This is a genomic window from Aeromonas sp. 160P, from assembly GCF_055193095.1.
The window spans coordinates 218,956-230,000 of record NZ_JBUXKV010000001.1 but is presented as its reverse complement, the minus strand read 5'-3'; the positions used below and the strand labels follow the sequence as shown (position 1 = coordinate 230,000).

Sequence of the window (11,045 nt, the reverse complement as noted above, 5' to 3'; positions counted from 1 at the left end):
GAAACCGAGTCTTAACTGGGCGTCTAGTTGCAAGGTGTAGACCCGAAACCGGGTGATCTAGCCATGGGCAGGTTGAAGGTTGAGTAACATCAACTGGAGGACCGAACCCACTAACGTTGCAAAGTTAGGGGATGACCTGTGGCTGGGGGTGAAAGGCCAATCAAACTCGGAGATAGCTGGTTCTCCCCGAAAGCTATTTAGGTAGCGCCTCGGACGAATACTACTGGGGGTAGAGCACTGTTTGGACTAGGGGGTCATCCCGACTTACCAACTCCATGCAAACTCCGAATACCAGTAAGTAATATCCGGGAGACACACGGCGGGTGCTAACGTCCGTCGTGAAGAGGGAAACAACCCAGACCGCCAGCTAAGGTCCCAAAGTTCTGGTTAAGTGGGAAACGATGTGGGAAGGCTCAGACAGCTAGGATGTTGGCTTAGAAGCAGCCATCATTTAAAGAAAGCGTAATAGCTCACTAGTCGAGTCGGCCTGCGCGGAAGATGTAACGGGGCTCAAACCAGGCACCGAAGCTGCGGATTCACACTTATGTGTGAGTGGTAGGGGAGCGTTCTGTAAGTCTGCGAAGGTGTATCGAGAGGTATGCTGGAGATATCAGAAGTGCGAATGCTGACGTAAGTAACGATAAAGGGGGTGAAAAACCTCCTCGCCGGAAGACCAAGGGTTCCTGTCCAACGTTAATCGGGGCAGGGTGAGTCGACCCCTAAGGTGAGGCCGAAAGGCGTAATCGATGGGAAGCAGGTTAATATTCCTGCACGACTTGTAATTGCGATGGGGGGACGGAGAAGGCTAGGTGGGCCAGGCGACGGTTGTCCTGGTGAAAGTGCGTAGGCGGTATTTCTAGGCAAATCCGGAGATACAACGCTGAGACACGAGACGAACGCACTACGGTGCGGAAGCCATTGATGCCATGCTTCCAGGAAAAGCCTCTAAGCTTCAGATTACAAGTCATCGTACCCCAAACCGACACAGGTGGTCGGGTAGAGAATACCAAGGCGCTTGAGAGAACTCGGGTGAAGGAACTAGGCAAAATAGAACCGTAACTTCGGGAGAAGGTTCGCTCTTGACAGTGAAGTCCCTTGCGGATGGAGCAGTTGGGAGTCGCAGTGACCAGATGGCTGGGACTGTTTATCAAAAACACAGCACTCTGCAAACACGAAAGTGGACGTATAGGGTGTGACACCTGCCCGGTGCCGGAAGGTTAATTGATGGGGTTAGCGCAAGCGAAGCTCTTGATCGAAGCCCCGGTAAACGGCGGCCGTAACTATAACGGTCCTAAGGTAGCGAAATTCCTTGTCGGGTAAGTTCCGACCTGCACGAATGGTGTAACCATGGCCATGCTGTCTCCACCCGAGACTCAGTGAAATCGAATTCGCCGTGAAGATGCGGTGTACCCGCGGCTAGACGGAAAGACCCCGTGAACCTTTACTACAGCTTGGCACTGAACATTGAACCTACATGTGTAGGATAGGTGGGAGGCTTTGAAGGCGTGACGCCAGTTGCGCTGGAGCCGTCCTTGAAATACCACCCTTGTATGTTTGATGTTCTAACGCAGGGCCCTGAATCGGGCTCGCGGACAGTGCCTGGTGGGTAGTTTGACTGGGGCGGTCTCCTCCCAAAGAGTAACGGAGGAGCACGAAGGTTGGCTAATCCTGGTCGGACATCAGGAGGTTAGTGCAATGGCATAAGCCAGCTTAACTGCGAGACGGACAGGTCGAGCAGGTACGAAAGTAGGTCATAGTGATCCGGTGGTTCTGAATGGAAGGGCCATCGCTCAACGGATAAAAGGTACTCCGGGGATAACAGGCTGATACCGCCCAAGAGTTCATATCGACGGCGGTGTTTGGCACCTCGATGTCGGCTCATCACATCCTGGGGCTGAAGTCGGTCCCAAGGGTATGGCTGTTCGCCATTTAAAGTGGTACGCGAGCTGGGTTCAGAACGTCGTGAGACAGTTCGGTCCCTATCTGCCGTGGGCGTTGGATGATTGAAGGGAGTTGCTCCTAGTACGAGAGGACCGGAGTGAACGAACCTCTGGTGTTCGGGTTGTCACGCCAGTGGCACTGCCCGGTAGCTAAGTTCGGAATCGATAACCGCTGAAAGCATCTAAGCGGGAAGCGAGCCCTGAGATGAGTCATCCCTGACCCCTTGAGGGTCCTAAAGGGCCGTTGGAGACCACAACGTTGATAGGTGGGGTGTGTAAGCGCGGCGACGTGTTGAGCTAACCCATACTAATTACCCGTGAGGCTTAACCATACAACACCCAAGAAGTGTTTCTGGCCTTGTAGCGAATGAACGAACTACTAATTCAGTGATAATGACCCAGTCGTTATTCACGTCAGCTTTCTAGATTAAGAATTTGCCTGGCGGCCATAGCGCCGTGGAACCACCTGATCCCATGCCGAACTCAGAAGTGAAACGCGGTAGCGCCGATGGTAGTGTGGCATTCGCCATGCGAGAGTAGGACACTGCCAGGCACCCAATTAAACAGTGATGTGAAGAATCACGTCATTGGCCGAGAGGATGACACCTCTGATAAGCGGCAAAAGATTTAGCGAAAAGCTAACCAAATAGCGGAGCGGTAGTTCAGTTGGTTAGAATACCGGCCTGTCACGCCGGGGGTCGCGGGTTCGAGTCCCGTCCGCTCCGCCAGTAATTTTAAAGGCCTTCCCGAATGGGAAGGCCTTTTTGCTATGGGCAGATTTTGCCCATTAAACCCCATGTTTGCACACCAGAACGAACCCCAAAGCCCGGCCTCTCGACCGGGCGTTGTCATTTTTAGTATGTAAAATAGCCCACATCTGGCTTTTTCCTGCCGAAAGAGGGCCAGCCAGCCTGCAATTCCCTCCTTTTTGTATCTATATCGCGACCTTTTTTGCTCAATTCACAACCATGTGAACAGGGCTATAGTTGGCTGCACAAACAAAAAGACCTTCCCGTTGGGAAGGCCTCAGACTGATGACAACCCCCTGGAGGCCGATCCTGGGGTTTGATCTAATTACTGCATGGTCAACCAATGGACTGCACCATGCTCAGAGAACCCACGCCCCATCCTGGATATGCGTTCTTTAGCACCACGTCGGCGTGCCGAGCTGGGTAATCTGTGTAGCCCTTTGAGCGATTCGATAAGGAGGGTTCCCGCTACCTCCATGATGCCTTTTCCCCATGTGGCTTGATGTGCTTCAATCGCGGCCACAAAAAGTGGTGATTCCAGTGTAAGGCCGTGCCTGCAATGGTTAGAGCCTAGCGGAGGTGCACACTTTCAATGAGGGCTTTCCAGCATTGCGTCTTATGCAGTCAGGCCATAAAGAGTAGTGCTGGTGAGCTGGCACTCTTTGCAACAGTCGCGATCCAGCCTCAAGAGGCTAGCTGGGCCGCATCGGCCCGACAATGGGGGCTGCCGTAGGATATATACCCAGGGAGGTCATTAAATATGGAATGGGTGGGGGCAGCTCAAGGCACAGCTTGGGATCACTACTGCATTCAGATCAGTGATTGCTAAGATCGCATGCAGTGGCTTACTCTGCCTGATGTTGACCTATAAGGTAGAGGATGAGTGACTCAGCCTAAACTAGCAGATACAAAAAAGCCCAACCGAATTAATCAGTTGGGCTATATAGATGGCGGAGGAGGTGGGATTTGAACCCACGGATGGTCACCCATCGCCGGTTTTCAAGACCGGTGCATTCAGCCGCTCTGCCACCCCTCCGCAGCAGTGCGGCGAATATTACCATGCTGATCCGGCTTGTAAATCCCCACTTGGTTTGATTGCTGGTAAATTGCGCGAAATGACATAAAAAAGTGGCAAAGCGGGTACCGCCAGCGCTTTTTAGGCCAGATAACTTGACTTGAAAACAGACTCAACCACTATAGTGGCCTCTATCATATCCTCTGCAAGATAACGTTATGACTATTAAAAATGCCCTGTTTTGCGCGTTGGCAGGCGTGACCCTGCTGGCTGCACCGGTACATGCAAGCGAGCTGACCAAAAGCGATGTCGAGCAAATCGTTCGTGACTATCTGGTCAAGAATCCGGAGATCTTGGTCGAGATGTCCAATGCCCTGCGTGCCAAGCAGGAGAGCCAGCAGGCCGATAGTGACAAGGCGCTGATCAAGGCTCACTCCAAGCAGCTTTATGCTAACAATGATCCCGAGATGGGTAATCCGAAGGCTTCGCTTACGGTGGTGGAGTTTTTTGATTACAACTGCGGTTACTGCAAGCGGGCCCATCCGCTGGTCAAGCAGCTGATGGCGGAAGATAAAGACATCCGTTACATCTACAAGCAGTTCCCTATTCTGAGCGAGTCCTCCTACCTTGCGGCTCGCGCTGCCTTGGCGGTACAACTGGGCCAGCCTGACAAGTATCCGGCGTTCCACGAGAAGCTCTATACCCATCAGGGCCCGCTCGCTGATGACGCACAGGTCAAGCAGTTGGCACTGGCGGCCGGTGTTGACTGGAGCAAGGTGGAAGCCAAGATCAAGGATGGCAGCATTGACCAGAACCTCGGCACCAACCGTGCGCTGGCTGAAGCGCTCGGTATTTCCGGGACTCCGGCCTTCATCATCGGTGATCAGATCCTGCGCGGTGCCCCCCGTGATCTGGCCAGCCTGAAGGGGTTTATCAAGGATGTGCGTGCCGGCAAGAGCATTCAATAAGCGCTTGCCGTGGCAAGGGGACGGAGCGCCCCAAGCCAGATACAGAAAGAGGGTCGGTATCGCTACCGGCCCTCTTTTTTATTATGTCCTTTGGCACAGGTGGTCGTCGCGAAAGGACCATAACAACGTGCTCAGGACTCGGCCTTTTGGCCTCAGTAACAAGTATTAGCAGAGTCGTTCGACTTCCATCTGGAAAAACCTCAACTCCTTCTGACTGGCCGTGACGCTTGCTTAATTACAGCCAAGACTTTTTCTGTGCCCTGCCTTAGAATCGCCGCCCGGTGCAGGAGAAACCCATATGTTAGTTGATATTTTGCGGATTATTTTTATAGCCGGTGGCCTGGCATTTGTCTTTATGCTGGTGCAGGCCTGCTGGCAGAAGAAGCGTAACGGCACGCTCGAATCTACGCCCTTCTGGCCGGTGGCGTTGATCGGTGGGGTTGCCAACTTCCTCGATACCCTGGGGGTGGGCAGCTTTGCGGTAAAGACCGCCTGCTACAAGCAGTTCAAGCTGATCGATGATCGGGTGCTGCCGGGTACCCTCAATGGTCAGTGCGTGCTGCCGACCGTGACTCAGTCGCTGATCTTCGTCGGCGCAGTGGCGGTAGATCCACTGACGCTGATCACCATGATGATTGCCGCCGCAGCTGGCGCAGCCTGGGGCGCCCGCCATGTGGCCTCGTTTGATCGACAGACTATCCGGCTGGTGATGGCCATCTCCCTGCTGCTTGTCGCCGGGTTGATTTTTGCCGGTCTGCTGGGTCTTTTCCCCGTTGGCGGGGATGCGATGGGGCTCAGTGGCTATAAGTTGGCGATCGCCCTGCTCGGCAATTTCATCTTCGGGGTGCTGATGAATGTCGGTATCGGCCTGTTTGCCCCCTGTATGACACTGGTCTATCTGCTGGGGATGAATCCGCTGGCGGCGTTTCCGATCATGATGGGCTCCACCGCCGTGCTCAGCGTTTTCTCTGCAGGCACCTTTATCCGCAAAGGGGCGTTCGATGCCAAAGCGGTGCTGGCGGTGGCCATCTTCGGCCCCATCGGCGTGGTGCTGGCCGCCATGCTGGTCAAGTCCATGGACATGGAGATGCTGAAGTGGCTGGTTGCCTTTATCGTCATCTATACCTCCTGGACCATGTACGCCTCCTGGCGGGCGGCACGTCGCTCCCCTGTGCAACTGGCGGTGGAGAGCGCAGGCTAGCCTGTACCAGTGCTGCTTCGGCCTTGGCCCCCAGAAAGACATAGAGGCCGAGCGCCAGCAGCAAACCCACCGCACACCCCATCACCCCGACCGCAGGCCAGAGCAGCTCGCTCTGGCCGAGCGACCCTTTGAACAGCAGCAACAGCCCCTCGATGGAGACCGCGATCAAAATGGCGGCGATAAAGCGGGTGATGGTGCGGCGAATGGCGCTGTGGCGGAAGATATCCTTATGCAGCAGCACCTCTTCTTCCAGAATGGTCTTGCCCAGATCGAATACCGCAAGTGCCAGCGTCAGGAAGATGATGGCGCTAAAGGCGCCGAGCTGGTTCTGCTGCTCACCGCACAATAACTGGTAGAGCTGCTCCAGCCCGTGCCAGATCAGGGTGGCGACGATGAGGAACAGCGCCATGCTGAGCACCACATAGACCGCCTTGAACCAGGGCATGGCGCGGCGGCGCTCCCTGTCCCCCATCAACCAGCCAATCAACTGATTCAGACAGACGGTGATCTCCCGCCCTTGCCCCTGCACGATAAGATGCAGCCGGTTATGGGCCGCCGGTACTGCAGGTTGGATGCACGCTGGCCCCTGATAGCGGTCAATGCTGACAACAAAGGGATACCTCTTGAGTGAGGCAAGGGGGGCACTGAGCAGCCCCTGCAGTAGCGGGGTCAGCTCCTCCTGATACTCCTGATAGCGCCGCAGCACATCGATGGGGCTCATCTCTGCCATATGGATCTCGGTGACGTGGGCTCTGTAGTGGATGTGCAAATAGTGGGCCTGCTTTATGACAGGGATGGCGGGGCAAGTTGCACCAGAGGATGACAAAACGACGGATGACGAGGGGGGAATGCACCAGAAATGGGCGTGCTGCCCTGTGTGATGATGGATGCACTGCAATAGAAAAGGGCCCGTGACGGGCCCTTTTGCGATAACCAGCGGCGATTTAGCCAGCCAGCTTGGCGAAGCTGCGCTCGGCGGCAGCCAGAGTGTGCTCAATCTCCTTGTCGCCGTGAGCCAGCGACAGGAAGCCCGCCTCGTAGGCGCTCGGCGCCAGATAGACGCCCTCTTCCAGCATCAGATGGTAGAAGCGCTTGAAGCGTTCCATATCGCAGCGAGTGACTTGCTCGTAGCGGGTGATTTCGGGCTCATCGGTGAAGAAGAAGCCGAACATGCCACCGACGTAGTTGATGGCAAGCGGGATGCCGTGTTTGGCTGCGGCCGCTTTCAGCCCTTCTGCAACCCGTGCAGTTTTGGCGTTCAGCTGCTCATAGAGGCCCGGCTCCAGCAGCAAGTCCAGCATGGTCAGACCGGCTGCCATGGCCACCGGGTTGCCGGAGAGGGTTCCCGCCTGATAGACCGGGCCGGTCGGGGCAATGTATTGCATCACCTTCTTCTTGCCGCCGAAGGCACCGACCGGCATGCCAGCACCGATGATCTTGCCGAGGGTGGTGAGATCCGGGTCGATGTTATAGTGGCCCTGAGCACCGCGCAGGGAGACGCGGAAGCCGGTCATCACCTCGTCCAGGATCAGCAGGGCGCCGAACTCGTCACAGATGGCGCGCAGCCCTTCCAGGAAGCCGGGGACCGGCGGGATGCAGTTCATGTTGCCAGCGACCGGCTCGACAATGATGCAGGCGATCTCGTTGTCGTACTGGGTGAAGGCTTCGCGTACCGACTCCAGATCGTTGAACACGCAGGTCAGGGTGTGCTTGGCGAAATCGGCTGGCACGCCCGGGCTGTTGGGCTGACCCAGAGTCAGGGCGCCGGAACCGGCCTTGACCAGCAGGGAGTCGGCGTGGCCGTGGTAGCAGCCCTCGAATTTTACGATCTTGTCGCGGCCGGTGTAGCCACGGGCCAGACGGATGGCGCTCATGGTGGCTTCGGTGCCGGAGTTGACCATCCGCACCTGCTCCATGGAGGGAACGATCTGACGGACTTTCTCGGCCATCAGCACTTCGATTTCGGTCGGCGCACCGTAGCTCAACCCCTTCTCAACGGCTTTGATGACGGCGGCCTTGATGGCGGGGTGGTTGTGACCCAGCAGCATGGGGCCCCAGGAGCCGATGTAATCCACGTAGGCCTGACCATCCACATCATAGAGATAGGCGCCATCGGCATGATCGATGAAGCGGGGCGTGCCACCGACCCCATTGAAGGCGCGGACCGGTGAGTTGACGCCACCCGGAATGGTCTGGCGGGCCTGTTCAAACAGCTGATCTGATTTTGACATGGATCATCCTTAATGGGATTTTGGGCGTCACACAAGGGATTGCAGCCGATTGAGACTCGGCAGGCCGGGGCATCAGGAGTATGCTTTGCGCTCTCGCCACCCGGACTCTCGGTCTGCTCCCGTGACAAAAATTTAACGGGCCGACTATAGCAGAAAGCCCCAGCCCTGGGCAGCCGAGCACGCGCCGGGTGATCCTGATCTCAGCTAGCTGACGATGTGATTTTTCCAAGTTGGTGTAACAAGATGGCGCAACAAGCTCTCTCCTCTGAACCCGATATCTCTTCGCGGGGGTCACTTTCCCGCATTATCCGGCAAGACAAGATGCCCTTGCTGGTTCTACTGCTGGCTGCGCTGGTCGGCACCTTGGCCGGACTGGTGTGCGGTCTGTTCGAATCGGGTGTCCACTGGCTGGCAGAGCAACGCATTGCCTTGCTGGCCGACCGTCCCTGGTGGCAGCTCGGTCTGCTCGGCTTTGGCTTCAGCGCCTTGCTGGGATTTGTCGGCTACTTCCTTACTCATACCTTTGCCCCCGAGGCAGGCGGCTCCGGCATTCCCGAGATCGAGGGGGCGATGGACGATCTGCGCCCGGTGCGGTGGTGGCGGGTGTTGCCGGTCAAGTTCTTCGGTGGCATCTGCACCCTGAGCTCCGGCATGGTGCTGGGGCGGGAGGGGCCTTCGGTGCAGATCGGCGGCAACCTCGGCAAGATGGTGGCGGATATCTTCCGACTGCCCAAGGAGCATGGCCACGCCCTGCTGGCCGCCGGTGCGGCGGGCGGTCTGGCGGCAGCCTTCAATGCGCCGCTGGCGGGCATCCTGTTCGTGATGGAGGAGATGCGACCGCAGTTTCGTTACTCCTTTCTGGCCATCAAGGCGGTGGGGATCTCCGCCATCATGGCGACCCTGATGTTGCAGAACATGAAAGGGCAGGGGGCGGTGATCACCTTGCCCCACTACGATGCGCCAGCCCTCAAGGCGCTCTGGCTATTCCTCTTTATGGGTGCCACCTTCGGGGTGCTGGGCTTTGTCTTCAACAAGCTGGTGCTGGCCTGTCAGGATGGTTATCTGGCACTGCATCAGAACAAGCGCCACCGTTTCGTGGCCATCGGCATGCTGGTCGCCGGAACGTTTGGGGTGCTGTCGCTGTTTGCCCCCTCGGTGACGGGCGGCGGCACCGAGCTTATCCCCCACCTGATGGGGGATGAGTATGCGATGGCGACCCTGTTCCTCATCTTCTCGGTGCGGCTGGTCGCGACCCTCATCTGCTTCTGCTCCGGTGCCCCGGGCGGGGTGTTTGCGCCGACCTTGGCGCTTGGCACCCTGTTTGGCGTGGTGTTCGGCCATCTGTTTCATGCGGCGTTCCCCGAGCTGGGCATCGAGCCCGGCGCCTTTGCTATTGCAGGGATGGGGGCGCTGTTTGCTGCCACCGTGCGGGCCCCCATCACCGGCATCGTGCTGGTCACCGAGATGACCGACAACTATCAGCTGATCCTGCCGATGATGATCACCACGGTCGGGGCGACCCTGGTTGCCCAGTGGCTGGGTGGCCGACCCATCTATTCCCAGATCCTGGAGCGAACTTTACGGCTCGCCGCGCGTCAAAAGCGGGGAGATGGCAGCGCCACGGCCAGTTAATTTTTCCCTTTATCGCCTTTGGCTCCGGTCCGGGCGGTATAGTGAAGGGAGAGGCGCTGCCGTAAATGGCGTGATAACGGGATGAGGGGCTATGTCCAATCTATTGAAGTTATTGGTCGTGTTAGCCGTTGGCGGGCTCATCGGTTACTTTGCCGGTAACCGTCAGGAGCTGGCCCAGAGCAGCCTGTTGGTGGTGCAGCAGGAGACGCTGGATCGCCAGGGCAAGGCCATCGGTCAGCTCAAGACCGAGCTGGGGGTGAAAGATACCCAGCTGGCGACCCAGCGGGCAGCCTTCGAGCAGTTGCAGACCACCCTCAAGAGTCAGGAGGCGCAGGTGCAGGAGCTCAAGCGCCAGCTGGCCTTTTTCGAGCGGATCATGCGCCCCACCGGCGAACAGGTGGGGGTGGTGATCGACAACCTGACCCTGCAGGAGACCAGCATTCCCGGTCGTTACCACTACCGTCTCGCCCTGACCCAGCCCGCCAAGAAGCGGGAGCTGTTTCGTGGTCAGGTGCAGATCCGGGTCGAGGGGAGTCTGGCTGATAAGCCGAAGACGCTGACGGGACGGGATCTCGGGATGAAAGTGAGCGAGTGGCGCTATGCCCTGCGTTATTTCCAGCTGCTGGAAGGGAACTGGCAGTTGCCGGAAGGCTTTGTGCCGGATCGGATCCGTGTCACCATCAACAAGGATGGCAGGCAACCGGCGCAAGAGCTGCTGGTTGAGTGGGGGGAGGTGATCAAGCCGCTGGTCGCCGCACCGCCTGCTCCGGTTCCCGCTGCTGGTTAAACGTGGTGAATACTTGAACTGAATGGTCGGGTATTGGATAATTTCGCGGTTTCCATGTTTGTGGATCTAATGGTTGTGAGGTCAGTAATGAGTGCAGTAGCAGAAGCCCCGTTGCCCATCCAGATGACGGATGCGGCGGCCAACAAGGTGAAGACCCTGGTCACCGAAGAAGAGAATCCCGAGCTGAAGCTGCGGGTGTACATCACGGGTGGGGGCTGCTCCGGTTTCCAGTATGGCTTTACCTTTGATGAGAAGATCAACGACGGGGATACCGTGGTCGAGAAGAACGGCGTCACCATGGTGATCGATCCCATGAGCCTGCAATATCTGGTAGGCGGTAGTGTGGATTACATCGAGGGTCTGGAAGGTTCACGCTTCACCGTGACCAACCCCAACGCCACCACGACCTGTGGCTGTGGCTCCAGCTTCTCCATCTGAACGGCGTTATCAGTCTGATGAAATGGCTCTCGGCGACGAGGGCTGTTTTTGTTTGTGGGCTGGGATGACGGTCAAACAGCATAC

General features: G+C 57.3%; 7 protein-coding genes, 2 tRNA genes and 2 rRNA genes (1 of these 11 running past the window's edge). 8 read left to right on the top strand and 3 right to left on the bottom strand.

Annotated elements, in window-relative coordinates:
• From ACY8FN_RS01115 to ACY8FN_RS01105, 3 genes are all read left to right on the top strand, one after another.
• A 23S ribosomal RNA gene (locus ACY8FN_RS01115) occupies positions 1-2,272 on the top strand; it begins 618 nt to the left of the window's first position.
• Between the two features lie 106 nt (positions 2,273-2,378).
• Positions 2,379-2,493 (top strand): 5S ribosomal RNA (rrf, locus tag ACY8FN_RS01110).
• A gap of 98 nt (positions 2,494-2,591) precedes the next feature.
• A tRNA-Asp gene (locus tag ACY8FN_RS01105) sits at positions 2,592-2,668 on the top strand.
• A gap of 969 nt (positions 2,669-3,637) precedes the next feature.
• Here the strand turns inward: ACY8FN_RS01105 and ACY8FN_RS01100 are convergent.
• A tRNA-Ser gene (locus ACY8FN_RS01100) sits at positions 3,638-3,725 on the bottom strand.
• A gap of 197 nt (positions 3,726-3,922) precedes the next feature.
• Here ACY8FN_RS01100 and ACY8FN_RS01095 point away from each other — a divergent pair.
• Both ACY8FN_RS01095 and ACY8FN_RS01090 read left to right on the top strand, forming a co-directional pair.
• Positions 3,923-4,672 (top strand): DsbA family protein, encoded by a 750-nt coding sequence (locus tag ACY8FN_RS01095; protein ID WP_463099005.1) that lies wholly within the window; start codon positions 3,923-3,925, stop codon positions 4,670-4,672.
• A 298-nt stretch (positions 4,673-4,970) separates the two neighbouring features.
• On the top strand, positions 4,971-5,873 hold the full coding sequence (locus ACY8FN_RS01090; RefSeq protein ID WP_463099004.1) for a TSUP family transporter: 903 nt from the start codon (positions 4,971-4,973) through the stop codon (positions 5,871-5,873).
• Here the strand turns inward: ACY8FN_RS01090 and ACY8FN_RS01085 are convergent.
• Entirely contained in the window at positions 5,788-6,603 is an 816-nt protein-coding gene (locus ACY8FN_RS01085) for a hypothetical protein (protein ID WP_463099003.1), read from the bottom strand. The two genes, ACY8FN_RS01090 and ACY8FN_RS01085, sit on opposite strands and share 86 nt — an antisense overlap.
• Before the next feature lie 214 nt (positions 6,604-6,817).
• Positions 6,818-8,104: a glutamate-1-semialdehyde 2,1-aminomutase gene (hemL, locus tag ACY8FN_RS01080; protein ID WP_463099002.1), complete on the bottom strand. Its 1,287-nt coding sequence runs from the start codon at positions 8,102-8,104 to the stop codon at positions 6,818-6,820.
• 243 nt (positions 8,105-8,347) lie between these two features.
• On the opposite strand from hemL, the gene clcA reads away from it, so the two are divergent.
• The 3 genes from clcA (at position 8,348) to erpA (ending at position 10,961) form a co-directional block, all read left to right on the top strand.
• Complete coding sequence (gene clcA / locus ACY8FN_RS01075) at positions 8,348-9,736, top strand: H(+)/Cl(-) exchange transporter ClcA (protein ID WP_463099001.1); 1,389 nt, start codon at positions 8,348-8,350, stop codon at positions 9,734-9,736.
• Positions 9,737-9,827: 91 nt separating this feature from the next.
• Entirely contained in the window at positions 9,828-10,523 is a 696-nt protein-coding gene (locus tag ACY8FN_RS01070) for a DUF6776 family protein (protein WP_042658046.1), read from the top strand.
• Positions 10,524-10,610: 87 nt separating this feature from the next.
• Positions 10,611-10,961 carry an iron-sulfur cluster insertion protein ErpA gene (gene erpA, locus ACY8FN_RS01065; RefSeq protein WP_042020983.1) on the top strand — a complete coding sequence of 117 codons (351 nt, stop codon included), beginning with the start codon at positions 10,611-10,613 and terminating at the stop codon, positions 10,959-10,961.
• Positions 10,962-11,045 lie beyond the last annotated feature (84 nt).

Bases quoted from the DNA above. Each gene is read 5' to 3' on its own strand.
- ACY8FN_RS01095 (WP_463099005.1), top strand. From the start codon at position 3,923: ATGACTATTAAAAATGCCCTGTTTTGCGCGTTGGCAGGCGTGACCCTG.
- ACY8FN_RS01090 (WP_463099004.1), top strand. From the start codon at position 4,971: ATGTTAGTTGATATTTTGCGGATTATTTTTATAGCCGGTGGCCTGGCA.
- ACY8FN_RS01085 (WP_463099003.1), bottom strand. From the start codon at position 6,603: ATGGCAGAGATGAGCCCCATCGATGTGCTGCGGCGCTATCAGGAGTAT.
- hemL (WP_463099002.1), bottom strand. From the start codon at position 8,104: ATGTCAAAATCAGATCAGCTGTTTGAACAGGCCCGCCAGACCATTCCG.
- clcA (WP_463099001.1), top strand. From the start codon at position 8,348: ATGGCGCAACAAGCTCTCTCCTCTGAACCCGATATCTCTTCGCGGGGG.
- ACY8FN_RS01070 (WP_042658046.1), top strand. From the start codon at position 9,828: ATGTCCAATCTATTGAAGTTATTGGTCGTGTTAGCCGTTGGCGGGCTC.
- erpA (WP_042020983.1), top strand. From the start codon at position 10,611: ATGAGTGCAGTAGCAGAAGCCCCGTTGCCCATCCAGATGACGGATGCG.